Origin of the sequence: Chlamydia trachomatis A/HAR-13, assembly GCF_000012125.1 — a bacterium.
GTDB classification, from domain to species: domain Bacteria; phylum Chlamydiota; class Chlamydiia; order Chlamydiales; family Chlamydiaceae; genus Chlamydia; species Chlamydia trachomatis.
Genome location: NC_007429.1, coordinates 107,463 through 125,351 on the forward strand (window position 1 = coordinate 107,463; position 17,889 = coordinate 125,351).

Sequence of the window (17,889 nt, forward strand, 5' to 3'; positions counted from 1 at the left end):
TAATAAAAAGGCTGTGTTAGCCTTAAGAAAAAGCTGTACAACTTCTTAGGTAATGAAAATGGGACAAACAGAGTGTGGAATAGTAGGTCTTCCTAATGTAGGGAAATCAGGATTATTTAATGCGTTGACAGGCGCACAAGTTGCCTCCTGTAATTATCCCTTCTGCACAATAGATCCTAATGTCGGTATTGTGCCTGTTATCGATTCAAGGTTAGAGACCTTAGCACGTATCAGTCAGAGCCAAAAGATTATCTATGCAGATATGAAGTTTGTAGACATCGCAGGATTAGTAAAAGGAGCAGCTAGCGGTGCTGGCTTAGGGAATCGTTTTTTATCACATATTCGAGAGACTCACGCTATTGCGCATGTTGTTCGTTGCTTCGACAATGATGATATAACCCATGTATCTGGGAAAATTGATCCTGAAGAAGATATAGCTGTGATTAATCTAGAGCTCGTATTAGCAGACTTTTCTTCTGCCACTAGCGTGCGAGAGAAACTTGGAAAACAGGCTAAAGGGAAAAAAGATATTGGGCAGTTGCTACCTCTATTAGATCGCGTAGTTGATCATTTAGAATCAGGAAATCCTGTTCGAACCCTCTCGCTTTCTTTAGAGGAAAAAGTTTTATTGAAACCCTATCCTTTCCTCACAGGAAAGCCTATGCTCTATATTGCGAATATTGATGAAGACTCTTTAACGGATCTGGATAACCCCTATGTCCAGAAAGTACGGGAGATCGCTAAAAGAGAAGAGGCGAATGTAGTTCCTATCTGTGTAAAATTAGAGGAAGAAATTCTATCGCTCCCTCTAGAGGAACGACAAGATTTTTTACATAGCTTAGGTCTACAAGAGTCTGGATTGAATCGTTTAGTAGCTTCAGCATACCACACTCTTGGGTTAATTTCTTATTTCACTACAGGACCACAAGAGACTCGAGCTTGGACAATTTCTAAAGGGGCTACAGCGGCAGAGGCTGCAGGGGAAATTCATTCGGATATTCAAAGAGGATTTATTCGCGCTGAAGTTGTAACTATGGAGGATATTGTTGCTTACGATGGAAGAGCTGGAGCGCGAGAAGCCGGGAAACTACGTGCTGAAGGTAGGGACTATATTGTTCAGGATGGGGATATTATGCTCTTTTTGCATAATTAAAGGAGCATTCATCTATTTTTATTGAGACGGGCTTGGCGGATATCTTCTTGAATGGCAAGGACAAGCTCGTCTTTAGAAGAAAAGAGCTTTTCTTCCCTGAGAAATTGCTCAGGAATCACAGTAATACTCTTATCGTAGAGATCTTCTGAAAAATCAAGGATATGTGCCTCTAGGCATAGTTGGTGTCTTTGCATTGTGGGCGCCATACCTAAATTCATAACACCTGCATAGCTGAACCCTTCAATAACGATAGTACAAGTATATACCCCTAAAGGAAGTAGAGAATGGGTAAGGGGAAGATTGATTGTTGCATATCCAAAAGATGCCCCGATTCCTCGTCCATGAGCAACCTTTCCTGTATAAGAAAAAGGTCTCCCAAGAAACTTTTCTGCAGAGCACAAATCTTTCTTTCTAAGAAATTGTCGAATTTTTCTGCTAGATACAATAGTGCCTTCAATCTGTAGGGGAGGGACTTCTTCTAGAGATATCCCTAAAGAGGCAGCAAAAGGCCTTAACGTTTGTGCTGTTCCTAAACCACCCTTCCCAAGTCTAGAATCGTAACCCAAGACAATTCTTGATGGACGTAGAGTCTTGTAAATAGACTGGATAAATGGCTCTGCCTCTTGATTAGCTATTTCCTGGTTAAAAGGGAGAACGGCTAGATAATCAATGCCGCAGCCAGCCAGAAGCTGAACACGCTCCTCAAGAGAGGTAATAGTTTCTGGAGGAGAGTTAGACAAAGTATGCTCAGGATGCTGGCTGAACGTAATTACTCCAGATTTGCTAGGAAACTTCGTTAAAAAAGAAAGCAAAGCTTGGTGTCCTAAATGACACCCATCGAAAAAACCTATAGTAACAGATTCTACAGGATTAGAGGACGGGAGCAGGCTGTAGAATAAGTCCATTTGCATCACGTAAATAAGGAGATACATCGAACCCGGGTTCGTCTAAAAGATTCCCATCAATACACTGATCGATAGAGAAGCTTCCACTACGTAACCGTCGGAGTTCTTCTAAATAAGCTCCGCATCCCAACATATTGCCTAACTCATGAGCGATACTGCGGATGTATGTTCCTTTGCTGCATTGAACTACAAAATGTAGACGAGGGTATTCGTATTTAACCAAACGAAGATTTACCGTTACTGTGGCAAAACGTCGTTCTATAGATAACCCCTGCCTAGCATATTCGTATAATGTTTTTTCCTTGTACTTTCTTTGCAGAGAACATAGGAGGGACTTGTTGAATTTCCCCTTGAAAATAGCTTGTGCAAGTCAAGACTTCGTCCATAGTTGGAACTTTTTTAGATCGCCCAACAATTTTCCCATCGCAATCGTAAGTATCCGTCGTGGTTCCTAAATGCGCTACCGCTGCATACTCTTTGTCTTCAAACAGCATGATGTCCGATAGTCGGGTGAATTTTCTCCCTATTAGCATAACCATAACGCCTGTAGCAAAAGGATCTAAAGTCCCTGCATGGCCAATTTTTTTCACACCTATTAACCTAACAAGAGAACGAATAAGACTAAAAGAAGTTCTCCCTTGTGGTTTGTCTACCAGCAAAACGCCTTCAATAGATTCTGTCGCAAGTTCCATAATATTGATAGTGGAGTTCAGAAGGATTGTCTTTTTGTTATGGGTTAGTTTTTTTATCTTGTTCCGCTATTTTCAAGAGAAGACTTTCTATATGGTCTTGAGGAGAGAAAATATCTTCCAAATAGAAATTCAAATCCGGGAAATATTTAAGAACTAAGTCTTTAGAAGCCTGAAAAGCAATAAACCCTGCCGAAGCTTTTAATGCCGCAAGAGTTTCTTCTTGGGAATTCTCATGCGGCATAATGGATACGTAAACACAAGCCGACTGTAGGTCTCTCGACAAAGATACTCGTGTTATTGTGATCCAGCGATTCGAAATCTTTGGGTGCTTCACATCCTTCAAAATGACTTTTGCAATAGCTTCTCGAAGCATTGCATTCACTTTCTTCATTCTTCTATTTTCAGCCATATTAGCCTACAATTTTTGTGGGTGATAAATGACCTCATAGCACTGTAATATATCACCAACTTGTGCTTGCTGATAATTATCTAACAGAATACCGCACTCCATTCCTTTTTTCACCTCCTTCACATCCTCTTTAAGGCGTTTTAAGGAAGACAGAGACCCTTTCCATAGAACCTCTTTATCCCGGATAATACGGATTTTCTGATTACGTACTATGGTTCCTTCTGTAACTAGGCAGCCGTAAATTGTACCCAATTGAGAAGACTTAAAGGTCGCTTTAATTTCTGCAGCACCCAAGTTTTTCTCTTCTGCTATAGGATCTAATAGACCTGTCATGATCTCTTTGATAGCGTCTACAGCATGATAGATGATGTCGAATAGACAAACTTTAACATTCAAGTTCTTGATTAATGGTTCTGCATGGCTTTCTACGCTTGTGTGGAAACCAATGACAGTGGCTTTAGATGCCGATGCTAAACGAATATCTGATTCGGAAATATCTCCAACTTCGCTAGATAAGATTTCGACATCTACCTTCTCAGAGCGGATATTCAATATAGAGTGCGCTAAAGCTTCAATAGAACCTTGAACATCTGCTTTGATAATCAGTTTCAAAGTTTTCTTGTTCTGTAATACAGCGTCAAAGTTTGGTCGTTTTTTCTGCAAAGCTGCAGATCTTTGTTGGCCAGCAAGTCGGGCGCTAATAATCTCTTTCGCGACCTTCTCATTTTTTACAACTATAAAAGGATCTCCAGCTTTAGGGATTGCAGATAATCCTGTGATCAGAACAGGGGTAGAAGGTGTTGCCGACTGTAGGAGCTGGTTATGCTCATCATGCATTGTCTTGACCTTCCCATAGCAATCGTTAAATACTAACGCTTCTCCTAGATGCAAGGTTCCATTTTGAACGAGCACGGTAGCTACAGCTCCTAATCCTTTATGCAACTCGGATTCAATAACCAGTCCTCGCGCTCTAGCAGAAGGATCGGCTTTCAATTCCAGAACTTCGGCTTGTAAAGCCAACATTTCAAGCAAGTCTTGCAACCCTTCGCCAGTTTTAGCAGAAGTATTAATAGTAGCAATCGATCCGCCCCACGCCTCAGGAAGAAGATCTAATTCTGCTAACTGACGGTACACTGTTTCTACATTGAAGTTCGGCTTATCACATTTATTAATAGCGACTACAATCGTAATGTTAGCTCCTTTAGCATGCTCGATAGCTTCAATGGTTTGTTCTTTGATACCCTCGTCTCCAGCAACTACCAAGACTACGATATCGCAAACCTCTGCTCCTCTAGCTCTCATAGCAGAGAAGGCTTCGTGGCCTGGGGTGTCGAGAACAGTAATTTCACCAACAGGAGTTGTACATTTGAAGGCTCCTGTATGCTGGGTAATTGCTCCGGCTTCTGAGGCTGCCATATTGCTTTGTCTTAGTGCATCAATAATCGTTGTCTTACCATGATCGACGTGACCCATAAAAGCTACGATAGGGGAGCGAATAATAAGTTTTTCTGGATCTGTCGCATTGACTTCGTCTCGAACTGCGTTCTCTAATAGACACAGCTTCTCTTTTGCTGAAGAATCAATTTCAATCGTACATCCAAATTCTAAACCGATGTATTCCACAACCGTTTGGCTATCTAGGACATCATTCACTACGTAGGTCATGCCATGAATAAAGAGCTTCTGAATAAGTTCTGAAGCTTTTAGCTTCATTTCAGCAGCAAGATCTTTTACAGTGATCGGAAGAGCAATCTTAATGTGTGCTGGGCACTGAACAACGTGTTCTTCCGCTTGCTTTTTCGTTTTGTGAACACGTTTCTTGCGCCATTTATCTTCTTCAGAAGAACCTTCATTTAATCCATAGCGATCGCGTCCTGTAAACGCCTTAACGCTCTCATCAGATCTTTTAGATCGATCTCGTTCAGATCCGCGCTTCGCGTTATTATTGTTGTTCGTTGACTCTCTGCGATAAGAAGGCGCAGAGGAGGCTGGGCGAGAGCTTGTTCCAGAAGGTTGTTGTTTATTGTTATAGGAAGCAGCATCATTTTGTCGAGGCTGTTGTTGAGTAGTCTCTTCAGTTGATGCCGCTTTCGTTTCCTTAGCTGGAGCTTTGAACGTCTTAGCCAAGAGATGATTGATGTGTTTCCCTGTAGGCCCAAACTTAGGCTTGATAGAAACAACGCTTTTAGGCTCTGTTCTTGTTCTAATAATAAGAGTTTCTTCAACACGCTCCGGAGAAGTCTCTTCTGAAGACTCTTTCTTTTCTTCTTGTTGGACCGAAGAAGTGTCTGTGCACTCTCCTAGGGTTTGTTCTTTTTGAGTAACAGAAGTAATTTCTGGAGCCTTCATTGCAGGGATGGCATCTAAAGTTAAATGCGATGCATCTCCTGGCAGAGCCGTTGTTACGGTCGGTTCTGCAGCAAATGAAGAGCGATCTTTTGCGCGAATTCTTCGCGCAGTAGATTCTGTTGCGCCCGAATCCACTTCAGGCGCAGGAGCAGGTGTGCCAGCAGTTTTCTTAGAGCTCTTTTCTTTAGTCTGAGCTTTACTTGCTGGAGAATTTTTGGTGTCAGAAGATCCGGCTTGAGCTAGTTTCTGTTTCAGTTTATCTAAGCCAGCAGCCTTCGTTAACTGTGCGTTCTTAATCTTCAACTTGAGGTTTTTCGTCAACTTTACCTTCTCCATATTTGCTGACCTGTTCAAGAATCTTATAAGCTAGCTCTAAACTAATTCCTGGAACAGAAGCCAATTCGCTAGCACTAGCCAGCAATATTTTCCTAATCGTGTCGTATCCTGCGTGCTCTAGGTTCTGCACTATCAGCGTATTAATCCCTTCAACTTCTAATGGCTGATCTAATCGAGGGTCTTCGAACTCTGCCAATTGCAAACGTTGAATCTCCAACAACTTGTTGTATTCACTCACTCTTTGGACTTCAAGTTCATAGCCTAAAATCTGACTGATTAGGCGAGCATTGATACCTCGTTTACCAATAACGGTTGCGTAGTCCGAATCTTGGACAATAATAGCAATAACTTTGTCGTCTTCTAAAATAGCGATCTTTTGAATCTCTACAGGATAGAGCAAATTTTGTAACAATTCTGTCGATACAGGGGAATAATTTACAACGTCTATTTTCTCGTCATTCAATTCCCGAATGATATTTTTGATGCGAGATCCTCGCATTCCTACAAAAGCTCCTACAGCATCTGTTTGAGGGTTGGAAGAGCGTACAGCCATTTTTGTTCGATATCCTGCCTCTCTTGCAATTTTAACAATTTCGACAGACCCTTCTTCTAGCTCAGGAACTTCCTGAACAAATAACTGCTTAACAAATTCGGGGTGGTTTCTGCTGAGAATTACTTCAGCTCCACCATTTTCAGATTCCTGCACTTCGTAAAGAAGCGCATAAATCTTATCACCCACTTTATGTTTTTCAGTTTTGGGATAAAAGCGAGCAGGAAGTAGTCCTTCCACTTTCCCCAAGTCAACAACTAAATTGGCTCCGCGAGCGAAACTTTTAACCACTCCCGAAATGATTTCATTTTTTCGGTGTCGGTATTCTTCATAAATTACGTCTCTCTCAGCATGACGAAGCTTTTGCCCGATAATTTGGCGTGCAGCATGTGCAGCAATCCTTCCAAACTGATCGGAGATAAAAGGAACATCCATATACTGCCCGATTTGACAATCTGGATCGTATTCACGGGCCTTATCTAAAGGAATTTCCTTACTTGGATTTTGGCATTTTTCGACGATTTGTTTTTCACAAAAAACTTCTATATCGCCGGTGCGAGGATTGATACTTACGGACACATTTGCATCGTCTCTAAGAGTCTTTTTCGCAGCAATTTTCAGAGCAGATTCAATAGCACCTACTATCGTAGAGCGTTGAATACCTTTCTCTCTTTCCATGTAGTCAAAAATAGCCACAAGATCCTTGTTCATTAATACTCCTCTTATGGGTAAGGGAAAAAAAGCAAAAAAAATAATGCTAACGGAGCAGAGCCCTAGAGCTCTGCTCTTATGTTTGCTCTTCACTAACGAAGATTATTAGTAAAGAGACTAGTCTCTGTCAGAAGATTCTTCTTCCGCATCGTGACCAGCATCTCCCCCATGAACAAGGAACTCTTTAATAGAAAGAGAAACTTTCTTGTGATCTGGGTCTAGCTTGATAACTTTAGCAGAAACTTTGTCTCCAATAGAGAGAACATCTTCAATTTTAGCAAAAGGTTTCTCTGAAAGCTCGGATACATGGATCAGTCCTTCGATACCATTTTGCAACTCAACGAAAGCTCCGAAAGCCGTAATTTTAGTTACTACGCCAGAGATATCACTTCCGACAGGGAACATAGCTTCAATCTCATCCCATGGATTAGGAGTTAATTGTTTCACGCCCAAAGTGATTTTTTTGCTTTCTTTGTCTACAGACAGAATAACTGCTTCGACGGTATTACCTTTTTTGAAGAGCTCTGAAGGATGGGAAACTTTTTTAATCCAACTCATGTCAGAGATATGGATCAAACCTTCGATTCCTGGCTCCAACTCAACGAACGCTCCGTAGTTTGTCAGATTTTTAATTTCTGCTGTTACGCGGAGGCCGATAGGATATTTTTCTTCAATGTTATCCCAAGGATTGTGTTTTGTTTGTTTGAGACCGAGAGAGATTTTTCCTTCATCTTTTTGGATAGAAAGAACAACTACTTCGACTTCATCACCTTTGTTGACCACTTCATTAGGATCTACAATGTTCTTAACCCAAGACATCTCTGAAACGTGAATAAGGCCTTCAATTCCTTCTTCGATTTCAATAAATGCTCCATAAGGAAGGAGTTTAACAATTTTTCCGCGAACACGTTTTCCTGGAGGATATTTCTTCTCAATATCTTCCCAAGGATTATGCTCTTTTTGTTTGAGGCCAAGAGCTACGCGACCTTTTTCTTTATCAACGCTAAGGATGATGACTTCCAATTCTTGGTTGAGTTCAACCATTTCGGATGGGTGACGAATGCGTTTCCATGTCATGTCTGTAATGTGGAGTAGGCCGTCAATGCCATCAAGATCCAAGAATACTCCGAAATCTGTGATATTCTTAACGATACCTTTGCGACGTTCACCGATAGTGATTTGCTCGATCAACTCTGCTTTCTTAGAAATGCGTTCAGCTTCGAGAAGTTCTCTTCTAGATACAACAACGTTCCGACGATCTACGTTGATTTTGAGAATTTTGAACTCACAAACCTTGCCTACGTAATCATCTAAGTTCTTGATCTTCTTATTGTCTATTTGGGATCCTGGAAGGAAGGCTTCCATACCAATATCTACGATCAAACCACCCTTAACTTTTCGGGTAATTTGTCCCTTAACAATAGAACCTTCCTCGCAGTGAGCAAGAATGTATTCCCATTGTCGTTGTCTTGTTGCTTTTTCTCTGGATAAAACAACTTTTCCTTCGTCATCCTCAGTTTGGTCTAGGTAAACTTCGACTTCGGCTCCGACAGTTAAACCTTCTGAAGAGTCGATAAACTCAGACATAGGAATAACTCCCTCAGATTTTAAGCCGACATCTACAACAACAAAGTCTTTGCTTATGTCAACAACTGTACCTTTTAGGATCGCACCAGGATGTACTTCGCTAGTGGGTTCTTCTTCTGTCGCGGTGAAGCCATGCATCGCGTAGAGAAGGTCTTTAAATTGTTTAACGTCTTCTGGTAAGCAAGCTATCGTATCGAGATTCTTTTTTGCTCCCCAAGTATAATCAGCTTGTTTTGGCATTTAATGATGTTCTCCTAAAAACTACAAAGTCAAAAAGAGTAGTGTAAATATTCACCTTAAAAAAGGCAAGATTTCCCTTGCACTACAAGTAATAAGATGCATCTCTTTATTAAAAAAAGTTTCACTAGTTTCTGTGTAATTTTAGTTTTAGATTTTGTGTGTCGAAACATTATAAATATTCCATCTAAACATCCCCATGGAAAGGACTGTCAATCCTTGAGATTTTCAAGGATATCGGAGGGGGATGAATGTCGTTTGCGGAAAAAGTCGGGTTGGTTATAGTTCCTTTTTTTGTAAAAGCCGGGAACCTTTTTCCTGCGTATTTAAAGCTCTTTTATCTAAGTTCATATTGGGGGTTCCCATGACACATGCAAAGTTAGTCATTATAGGCTCCGGGCCTGCAGGTTACACAGCTGCTATCTATGCTTCTAGAGCACTTTTGACTCCAGTGCTTTTCGAGGGTTTCTTTTCTGGCATTGCTGGAGGGCAGCTAATGACTACAACAGAAGTGGAAAATTTCCCAGGTTTCCCAGAGGGAGTGTTGGGGCACCAGTTGATGGATCTTATGAAAACTCAAGCGCAACGTTTCGGTACGCAAGTACTTTCTAAGGACATCACCGCTGTTGATTTTAGTGTCAGACCCTTTGTTCTTAAATCTGGAAAGGAGACGTTTACCTGTGATGCTTGTATTATAGCTACTGGAGCATCAGCAAAGCGTTTATCTATCCCTGGGGCAGGAGATAATGAGTTTTGGCAAAAGGGCGTAACAGCTTGCGCTGTTTGTGACGGAGCTTCTCCCATTTTTCGTGACAAAGATTTGTTTGTTGTAGGAGGAGGAGACTCCGCTTTAGAAGAAGCCATGTTTTTGACTCGCTATGGTAAACGTGTATTTGTGGTTCATAGGAGAGATACATTGCGAGCTTCTAAGGTTATGGTGAATAAAGCTCAGGCGAATGAAAAAATCTTTTTCCTTTGGAATAGTGAGATTGTCAAGATTTCTGGAGATACTCTAGTTCGTTCTATCGACATCTATAATAATGTGGATGAGACCACCACAACCATGGAAGCTGCTGGAGTTTTCTTTGCTATTGGGCATCAACCCAACACTGCATTTCTAGGAGGGCAGGTAGCTTTAGACGAGAATGGATACATTATTACAGAAAAAGGTTCTTCTCGCACATCAGTTCCTGGAGTGTTTGCTGCGGGGGATGTCCAAGATAAATATTACAGACAAGCTATTACTTCTGCTGGTAGTGGGTGCATGGCAGCTTTAGATGCCGAAAGATTTTTAGAAAATAGAGCATTATGTTTGGTGTAGGGATAGACATTATAGAAATTGATAGGATTCGGAAATCTTATCAGACCTATGGGGATCGGTTTCTAAAGAAAATTTTTACGGAAGGGGAGCGGGTTTACTGCTTTTCTAAGTCGAATCCCTATGCCTCTTTGGCAGCACGTTTTGCTGCTAAAGAAGCTGTAGCAAAGGCTTTGGGTACAGGCATAGGTAAGTTACTAAAGTGGAAAGAAATTGAAATGTGTAGAGACTCTAGACAGCCTCAGGTAGTTGTTCCAGAGGCCCTATTATGTTCTCTAGGTGTGAAACGAGTCCTCCTCTCCGTGAGTCATAGTCGCGAATACGCTACGGCTGTGGCAATTGCAGAGTAATCAGTAATAATAAACAGAATATTTTGATTTTAACTCTTTAAGTGATTTCCAGTGAGCTAAGCTTGTTTTGAACAGAGCGTAGCTAACAGAAGAACACATCAGAAAAGATAGCAGCGGTATTGTTGTAGAGCGATGCAACAAAGAAGAAATAACTGACATGCTTATGATCACAAACATACGTTTGGATAAGAAGGACCTTTTAATAAAAGTCCACGGGGAAATTTTTTTAATGAGTAGCTGAGCATCCAACTCATGCTGTTTGAGCATGCTTTTACTTAGGATAAAGCGATGTTTGATAGAGGCCAGGATCCATGCTATAGCAAAGAGCTCTGCCGATAGAACAAGAGAAAATTGGTAGTGCAGGGCAAGATATAGAGATTTCACTAACAGTTTTGCTCCAGAAAACAACCACACAGCTAAGGGGATGCAGGCAATGCTAAACCTTGGAATCATGGAGATCATCCTAAAGTATTTTTTAGAAAAGAGGGAGTATGCCAAAGCTTATTGATTAGAACAAGGGCTCTTGATTAATAAGCTTTGGCTTCGTAGGATGAGGGACATATCTTGATTAGGATCCGGCGAGGAAGAGGTCTTTTATGTTGCGCTTGTTTCAACATATATTGTGTTTTTTAGAAGAAGACCCTTCGTTTGTAGACGTCCCTCAAGAGCTTTCTTTTGTCAATGAAGCTTTCTCTGGTTCTATGCGTTGGGAAGTAGGTAGGATGCTAGGCTCTTTACTTCTCCTGTTAGGGATATTTGGAGGGGGGTGTTTGCTATTTCGACGTTTTTTGCGTTCCCGCGGACATCTTCCTAGCGGCAATTCGTCCATTAAGATTTTGGATCAACGGGTTTTGGCTTCAAAAACCTCCATCTATGTGATTAAAGTAGCGAACAAGACTTTAGTTGTTGCTGAGAGAGGAGAGCGAGTGACCTTATTATCTGAATTTCCTCCGAATACAGATCTTAATGAGCTAATACAGAAGGATCAAAAAAAACCTTCGACTCCTCGAGGGGAGATGCTTTCAGGTTTCTTAAAGCAATTTAAAGAAAAGAAATAATCCTAGAGGTTATTGGTAAAGAGAGAGCTTCTTTATGAGTTTACAGAAGTTATTAGTTACAGACATTGACGGGACAATTACACATCAATCCCACCTACTTCATGATCGTGTTGTAAAGGCTTTGCATCAATACTATGATTCTGGTTGGCAGTTATTTTTTCTAACTGGCAGATATTTTTCTTATGCATATCCTCTTTTTCAAAACTTTTCGGTTCCTTTTCTATTAGGTAGCCAGAATGGTTCTTCCGTGTGGTCCTCCACGGATAAAGAGTTTATTTATTTTCGTAGCTTGTCTCGAGATTTTCTATATGTTTTAGAGAAATATTTTGAAGATTTAGATCTCATTGCTTGTATAGAATCTGGAGCCTCTAATCGTGATGTATACTTTCGAAAGGGATTAGGGAAAACATCTCAGGAACTCAAAGCGATTCTTGATGCTGTGTATTTTCCTACACCAGAAGCTGCGCGACTGCTGGTGGATGTTCAGGGACATTTATCAGAAGAATTTTCTTATGAAGATTTTGCCATTGCCAAATTTTTCGGTGAGAGAGAGGAAGTGAAGAAAATTATGGATAGATTTATTCAATCTCCAGAAGTTTCTTCACAGGTAACCATGAATTACATGCGTTGGCCTTTTGATTTCAAATACGCAGTGCTTTTACTTACTTTAAAAGATGTTTCAAAAGGTTTTGCTGTAGATCAAGTTGTTCAGACCTTCTATAAAGAGAATAAGCCTTTTATTATGGCTTCTGGGGATGATGCTAACGATATCGACCTGCTATCTCGAGGAGATTTTAAAATTGTTATACAGACGGCTCCAGAGGAGATGCATGGATTAGCGGACTTTTTGGCTCCCCCGGCGAAGGATTTTGGTATTCTCTCCGCCTGGGAAGCTGGTGAGCTGCGTTACAAACAGCTAGTTAATCCTTAGGAAACATTTCTGGACCTATGCCCATCACATTGGCTCCGTGATCCACATAGAGAGTTTCTCCCGTAATTGCGCTAGCTAGGGGAGAGACTAAGAAGGCTGCTGCTGCGCCTACTTGCTCAGCTTCCATTGGAGAAGGTAGTGGAGCCCAGTCTTGGTAGTAATCCACCATTCTCTCAATAAATCCAATAGCTTTTCCTGCACGGCTAGCTAATGGCCCTGCCGAGATAGTATTCACTCGGACTCCCCAACGTCGGCCGGCTTCCCAAGCCAGTACTTTTGTATCACTTTCTAAAGCAGCTTTTGCTGCGTTCATTCCTCCGCCATACCCTGGAACAGCACGCATGGAAGCAAGATAAGTTAGAGAGATGGTGCTAGCTCCTGCATTCATAATTGGGCCAAAATGAGAGAGAAGGCTGATAAAGGAGTAGCTGGATGTACTTAAGGCGGCAAGATAGCCTTTACGAGAGGTATCAAGTAATGGTTTAGCAATTTCCGGACTGTTTGCTAAAGAGTGAACAAGAATATCAATGTGTCCAAAATGTTTTTTCACCTGTTCTACAACTTCGGATACAGTGTACCCAGAAAGATCTTTGTAACGTTTATTTTCCAAAATTTCCTGAGGAATATCTTCTGGGGTGTCGAAACTGGCATCCATGGGATAGATTTTAGCGAAAGTTAGCAATTCTCCATTGGAGAGTTCACGAGATGCATTGAATTTTCCTAACTCCAAAGATTGAGAGAAAATTTTATAGATAGGAACCCAGGTCCCCACAAGTATGGTTGCGCCTGCTTCTGCTAACATTTTGGCAATGCCCCAGCCATACCCGTTATCATCGCCTATGCCGGCTATGAAAGCAATTTTTCCTGTTAAATCAATTTTCAACATGAGCTAACCCCATTTTGTCTTCTTGAGAGAGGAGAGTAGCAGATTCTTTATTATTGAGAAACGGGCCTCATAATACATAAGGAGTAGATTCACTGGCTGGATCCAGGTTTCTAGAGTAAAGAGTTTCCTTGTCAAATGTTTAATAGTTTTAATCTTTAAAGTGTGAAAAACAGGTTTTATATGTAGAATTTCCTGTTAAAAATAAAAAATCCTTAAAAGAATCCGGGAGTTAAAGGTATGTCATTTGGTATTGGTAGTGCTTGTTCATCTTTATGGAGCCGTTTGTGTGGTTCATCAGGCAGTGAGGGTAACAGCGAAGAAGGAGTGACGTCTTCAGGTTCAGACGCCGCCTCAAGTTCTGGTGCTGCTTCTGCTGTATGCCAGCAACCTACGAGCAGTGCTTCTACAGAAGGGAATGGTCCTAGTGTACAGATACCAATGGTAGGGACGTACTCAGCTAATGTGCAAAGCCTTGTGAATCAGGGTCATGGCGGACGCGGTTTCGTGAATAGATGCTACCAAAAATATTCTGCTAGTGGAGTAAGTCTTACATCTATATCCATTGGAGGGGGAGACTCTGTGGATGGCCCGCTTCCTTCGGTAGTAATTACCCAATAGCCTCAAGGATCAGGATCCTCTGCAAGAGGTGCTGGTTCCTTACAAATGGGGGCTGTGCTTTCTGGGATGAGTACTCTTACTGGCAATAGTATTTTTGACTTGTTTGGAGAATCTCAAATAACCAATCTAATAGGCGATGCCGTTGATGGAACATCAACTTCTTCATCTCCATTGCGAGATGCAACCAAAGGAGCCTCTACAGCAGACCTTATAGCTCTGTTTCTTGCTTTAGGAGGATCTGGATCTCAAGGTGTGAATTCCCCGTTAGTTGCTACGTTACTCAGCCGATACTCTCTTTCAGGATCGTTGGATACTAAAGAGATCCAAGAGTTATTGGAAGCTTTGAAGAAACTCCAAACTGACGCTCCCACATCAGATGGAGCAAGACCTGGTCTAGGAGAGTGTTGTACGCATCTTTGCGGAGCATTATCCTCTTCCTCCAATCCAATTGTTAGCTCTGTGGGTATTGCTGGAACGGGATTGACGGAACTTCTGATGTTAGCTGCGCAAAGCCAACGTGTTCGAAGAGGCGCGGTATTGTGTCATGATGCTTGTAAGCCTTGCTGCACAAGTGCGTGTGGATATCCTTCTTGCGGATGTGCTGACGGAGAAGGTGGCTGCGGAAGTTTTGGAGCCTTAGTATGTAGTTGTGCCGAATTATGGTGCTGTCAAGAGTCTCCTACAGAAGAAGCAAATTTGGAAGAATATGCTCGTAAGCTTAAAGCTTTAGAAGTAGCTGTAGGTTCTACCACATTCATGTTGGGACTACATAATTTAGGGATTTCTTTCTCTGATCTAGTAAAAGGAAATTTCACCAATCTGCCTACCCCAGAACAACTAGAGACGGCTTGTAAAGAAGCAGTTTCTAGCCTTGGGAAGTTGATGATGCGTATGACTCAAGAGAAATGGTTGTTACGCCTTTGCTCTTGTGCAGGAATTTTAGATAACCCCTTCTGGAAAAGAGCTATTTGCAGTGGATTAGCAGGCGGTACACATATGCTGTCTCTTCAAGATCTAACATCTCGTGTTAAAGTTGTTACATCTTCAGGCAACAAGCAAGAAGCTGAGAATTTAGGTCTTGAATTACTATTGCCTGCTTTGTCTAGCTTGCAGGTAACAGGAACAGAAGAGGATTGTGATGACGAAGGTCAAGGGCTAAATACAGACCAGTTGACCATGCTTCTTTGTAAGTTCTGCTCAGTTCTCTCCGCAGCTATAGGAAATGAGCACAGACCTATTTGGTTAACACCTAAACAGATAACCGAGATTCTATGCGTCTGTATGGTAATGAGTGGTATTTCAATAGTTGGCGGACCTTCTAATCAGAGTGCGGAATACCAAGAATTCCAGCATGTAGTCTTGCAAGAAAGTTTAACGCATTTGCAATCATCCTTGAGAGCTTCTAAGAGAACAAACAACAGAACTCGAGCAGAAGTGCGTAAACTAGTTGTGAAATATGAGGTACAAAGTGCTTTCCTAACCCTATTAAAGGGTCTAAGAGATCCAAATAGCAAAGAAAGTAAAGATCTTATGAGAGAATGCTTCGCTTCTTGGGCACAGAAAGCAGGTGTGCAAAGCTCTTCTATCTAGAAGTACTTTCCTTCCCTAGTATAAAGCCCTTTCTAATCAGCGGAGGGCTTTATATAATGAGACCGAGCTTCCCATTCTAAGCGGAGGCTCGGTCTCTTTTTTGTATCGGATTCATACTATTCTTTTGCTTACCGAGTCTTTAGCTTCCAGAACTACTTGTATTAAGACAACTTTGTTTATTGGAGGCTTTTTAAGAGGTTTAAGGCCTAAAATCTGCGTAAAAAGGGTAAGGGTCTTGTGATGGCGTTAGAGAGGAGACTTCGATTTTTTCATTGGAGAAAGGAGAAATGAAGGCTAAGCTAGCTGCGTGAAGCAAAGTCCGCACAACATTCTTTGGCTGTTCTTGATTTCCGTAATCCACATCCCCAACAATAGGATGGCCGATTGTTTTCATATGTAAGCGTATTTGATGGGTGCGTCCTGTAACGGGGCGGCAAAGAAGTAAAGTGTACTTGGGATAGCGGGTAAGAATCTCCCACTTGGTAATCGTTATTTTACCGGAATTTTGATCCGTATTTCCAAATAATACAGCACCAGTTCGACGGTAGCAGGGGGCTGTATAGGTTGTAATGATTCCAGATTCTTGGCGTGGTTGTCCAAATACTAGAGCAATATAGCGTTTATCTATTTCTGGATTCTTGAATAGTTGTGTAATAAGAGAAGAGGCTTTTGCATGTTTCGCAAAGAGAATACACCCTGATGTATCTCGATCTAAGCGGTGCACAAGATGAACATTGAGCTGATGAGCCAAATCCTCAGAAGTCTGTTTAGCAGGTTTATTGTAAATACAGAGATGCTCATCCTCCCAAAGTAATTGTGGAGAAGAGTGTTCGATGATTTGTAAACTTACTCGGTCTCCGGGCTGCAGCTTATAGGATTCGAAGCGTTCAATGCGACCATTGACTCGGCAACCATGATAGCGAACGGATTCTAAAATAGTTTTTTTAGGCAGATGAGGCAGAGAAGTCCGGAGAAAAGAAGAGAGCCTTATGTGGCGATCCGCTGTACCAATAAATTCTTGCATAATCCATTATCGATAAGTGTGTTGGTACGATTTTACGAGAATTTCTATGATAAGAACAGCTTTTTTCCAAGATAAAGAGTATTTTCCTCTGGAAGCTTTACGTTCATGGTTTCTTGAAAGTAAAAGATCGTTCCCTTGGAGAGATTCTCCGACTCCTTATCGGGTTTGGGTTTCAGAGGTTATGCTTCAACAAACTCGAGCAGAAGTGGTGGTTCCGTATTTTTTGAAGTGGATGGAAAGATTCCCGACTTTACAAGATCTTGCGCAAGCAAGAGAAAGCGATGTGGTGCAGCTTTGGGAGGGGCTAGGTTATTATTCTCGGGCTAGGAACTTACTAGCCGGAGCTCGTGTTATTACAGAGATTTTCGGAGGAGAAATCCCAAACGATTTAGCGCTTCTTAGCTCCATTAAGGGGATTGGGTCTTATACAGCAAATGCGATCCTTGCATTTGCATTTAAGCAAAAAAATCCTGCTGTTGATGGGAATGTTTTGCGTGTGATGAGTCGATTATTTGCTATAGAGGAATCCATCGATCGTATGAACACGCGAAGAGAGATCACAGGGCTTTGTGAGAGTTTGCTTCCAGATCAGGATCCTCAAGTCATAGCAGAGTCTTTTATCGAGTTGGGAGCAAGAATTTGTAAGAAACAGCCTCTTTGTGAACAGTGTCCGTTGCGTTCATTTTGTACAGCATATCGACAAGGGACTATGGAACAATACCCTGTCAGAAATACACGAGCAGCTATTTCCAGGTTATTTCGAGCTGTTGTGATTGTTTTGTATAAGGATCAGGTCTTGATGACAAAACGCGAAGAGAAAGAGATTATGGCAGGTTTGTATGAGTTCCCTTACTACCAGCTTCCCAAAGAAGATTGTTGTGATATTGAGAAAATCACTCATCTTGTTCAGAAAGATTATGGAGAGACGCTGTATTTTGTTAGTAGTCTTCCTTCTCAAAAGCAGGCATTTACTCGCTATCGCGTTACACTATTCCCACATGTTTTCTACACAAAATATAGTTTACCGAATAGCTACACGTTAGCAGAGCTATCAAGTCTCCCAAGCTCATCAGGACATCGCAGAATTAAAGAGACTTTTTTAGTCGAGTATCATAAGTCTTTGGAAAAAGATGGTAAGCTGTTCTGGAGATAAATAAAAATAGTCCGTAGTCTTTTTTCGACTCT

General features: G+C 41.5%; 12 protein-coding genes and 4 pseudogenes. 7 read left to right on the forward strand and 9 right to left on the reverse strand.

The window, feature by feature from the left end:
• Positions 1-52: 52 nt before the first annotated feature.
• The gene (ychF, locus tag CTA_RS00480; protein ID WP_011324562.1) at positions 53-1,153 is read left to right on the forward strand and encodes a redox-regulated ATPase YchF; all 1,101 of its coding nucleotides are present in this window, start codon (positions 53-55) and stop codon (positions 1,151-1,153) included.
• An 8-nt stretch (positions 1,154-1,161) separates the two neighbouring features.
• On the opposite strand, the gene CTA_RS00485 is transcribed toward ychF, so the two are convergent.
• The 6 genes and pseudogenes from CTA_RS00485 to rpsA all read right to left on the reverse strand — a co-directional run bounded on the left by CTA_RS00485 (position 1,162) and on the right by rpsA (position 8,932).
• On the reverse strand, positions 1,162-2,067 hold the full coding sequence (locus CTA_RS00485) for a bifunctional riboflavin kinase/FAD synthetase (RefSeq protein ID WP_009871441.1): 906 nt from the start codon (positions 2,065-2,067) through the stop codon (positions 1,162-1,164).
• Positions 2,024-2,750 (reverse strand): annotated as a pseudogene (truB, locus tag CTA_RS00490) (tRNA pseudouridine(55) synthase TruB). The gene CTA_RS00485 and the pseudogene truB overlap by 44 nt, the downstream one beginning before the upstream one ends.
• A 37-nt stretch (positions 2,751-2,787) precedes the next feature.
• The gene (rbfA, locus tag CTA_RS00495; RefSeq protein WP_011324565.1) at positions 2,788-3,159 is read right to left on the reverse strand and encodes a 30S ribosome-binding factor RbfA; all 372 of its coding nucleotides are present in this window, start codon (positions 3,157-3,159) and stop codon (positions 2,788-2,790) included.
• A 6-nt stretch (positions 3,160-3,165) separates the two neighbouring features.
• A complete protein-coding gene (gene infB / locus CTA_RS00500; RefSeq protein WP_009871444.1) occupies positions 3,166-5,844 on the reverse strand; it encodes a translation initiation factor IF-2 in 2,679 nt (892 codons plus the stop codon).
• Entirely contained in the window at positions 5,801-7,105 is a 1,305-nt protein-coding gene (gene nusA, locus CTA_RS00505) for a transcription termination factor NusA (RefSeq protein WP_009871445.1), read from the reverse strand. The genes infB and nusA overlap by 44 nt, the downstream gene beginning before the upstream one ends.
• A 117-nt stretch (positions 7,106-7,222) precedes the next feature.
• Positions 7,223-8,932, reverse strand: a complete 1,710-nt coding sequence (gene rpsA, locus CTA_RS00510) for a 30S ribosomal protein S1 (protein WP_009871446.1) — start codon at positions 8,930-8,932, stop codon at positions 7,223-7,225.
• Positions 8,933-9,293: 361 nt separating this feature from the next.
• On the opposite strand from rpsA, the gene trxB reads away from it, so the two are divergent.
• Both trxB and acpS read left to right on the forward strand, forming a co-directional pair.
• Positions 9,294-10,250: a thioredoxin-disulfide reductase gene (gene trxB / locus CTA_RS00515; protein ID WP_024067118.1), complete on the forward strand. Its 957-nt coding sequence runs from the start codon at positions 9,294-9,296 to the stop codon at positions 10,248-10,250.
• The gene (gene acpS, locus CTA_RS00520) at positions 10,238-10,597 is read left to right on the forward strand and encodes a holo-ACP synthase (protein WP_009871448.1); all 360 of its coding nucleotides are present in this window, start codon (positions 10,238-10,240) and stop codon (positions 10,595-10,597) included. The genes trxB and acpS overlap by 13 nt, the downstream gene beginning before the upstream one ends.
• Here acpS and CTA_RS00525 read toward each other — a convergent pair whose 3' ends face one another.
• Complete coding sequence (locus CTA_RS00525; protein WP_010725055.1) at positions 10,598-11,059, reverse strand: hypothetical protein; 462 nt, start codon at positions 11,057-11,059, stop codon at positions 10,598-10,600.
• 134 nt (positions 11,060-11,193) lie between these two features.
• On the opposite strand from CTA_RS00525, the gene CTA_RS00530 reads away from it, so the two are divergent.
• On the forward strand, positions 11,194-11,655 hold the full coding sequence (locus CTA_RS00530) for a FliO/MopB family protein (protein WP_009872376.1): 462 nt from the start codon (positions 11,194-11,196) through the stop codon (positions 11,653-11,655).
• A gap of 34 nt (positions 11,656-11,689) precedes the next feature.
• On the forward strand, positions 11,690-12,586 hold the full coding sequence (locus CTA_RS00535; protein ID WP_009872377.1) for an HAD-IIB family hydrolase: 897 nt from the start codon (positions 11,690-11,692) through the stop codon (positions 12,584-12,586).
• Here CTA_RS00535 and CTA_RS00540 read toward each other — a convergent pair.
• Positions 12,576-13,472 carry an enoyl-[acyl-carrier-protein] reductase gene (locus CTA_RS00540; protein WP_009871451.1) on the reverse strand — a complete coding sequence of 299 codons (897 nt, stop codon included), beginning with the start codon at positions 13,470-13,472 and terminating at the stop codon, positions 12,576-12,578. The genes CTA_RS00535 and CTA_RS00540 overlap by 11 nt on opposite strands.
• 237 nt (positions 13,473-13,709) lie before the next feature.
• Here CTA_RS00540 and CTA_RS00550 point away from each other — a divergent pair.
• Positions 13,710-15,680, forward strand: a pseudogene (locus CTA_RS00550) (hypothetical protein).
• Between the two features lie 111 nt (positions 15,681-15,791).
• On the opposite strand, the pseudogene CTA_RS00555 reads toward CTA_RS00550, so the two are convergent.
• Positions 15,792-16,704, reverse strand: a pseudogene (locus tag CTA_RS00555) (pseudouridine synthase).
• Between the two features lie 46 nt (positions 16,705-16,750).
• Here CTA_RS00555 and mutY point away from each other — a divergent pair.
• Positions 16,751-17,861: pseudogene (gene mutY, locus CTA_RS00560) on the forward strand (A/G-specific adenine glycosylase).
• The last annotated feature ends 28 nt before the right edge of the window (positions 17,862-17,889 follow it).

Coding starts and splice junctions, on each gene's coding strand:
- ychF (WP_011324562.1), top strand. CDS start 53: ATGAAAATGGGACAAACAGAGTGTGGAATAGTAGGTCTTCCTAATGTA.
- rbfA (WP_011324565.1), bottom strand. CDS start 3,159: ATGGCTGAAAATAGAAGAATGAAGAAAGTGAATGCAATGCTTCGAGAA.
- infB (WP_009871444.1), bottom strand. CDS start 5,844: ATGGAGAAGGTAAAGTTGACGAAAAACCTCAAGTTGAAGATTAAGAAC.
- nusA (WP_009871445.1), bottom strand. CDS start 7,105: ATGAACAAGGATCTTGTGGCTATTTTTGACTACATGGAAAGAGAGAAA.
- rpsA (WP_009871446.1), bottom strand. CDS start 8,932: ATGCCAAAACAAGCTGATTATACTTGGGGAGCAAAAAAGAATCTCGAT.
- trxB (WP_024067118.1), top strand. CDS start 9,294: ATGACACATGCAAAGTTAGTCATTATAGGCTCCGGGCCTGCAGGTTAC.
- acpS (WP_009871448.1), top strand. CDS start 10,238: ATGTTTGGTGTAGGGATAGACATTATAGAAATTGATAGGATTCGGAAA.
- CTA_RS00525 (WP_010725055.1), bottom strand. CDS start 11,059: ATGATCTCCATGATTCCAAGGTTTAGCATTGCCTGCATCCCCTTAGCT.
- CTA_RS00530 (WP_009872376.1), top strand. CDS start 11,194: ATGTTGCGCTTGTTTCAACATATATTGTGTTTTTTAGAAGAAGACCCT.
- CTA_RS00535 (WP_009872377.1), top strand. CDS start 11,690: ATGAGTTTACAGAAGTTATTAGTTACAGACATTGACGGGACAATTACA.
- CTA_RS00540 (WP_009871451.1), bottom strand. CDS start 13,472: ATGTTGAAAATTGATTTAACAGGAAAAATTGCTTTCATAGCCGGCATA.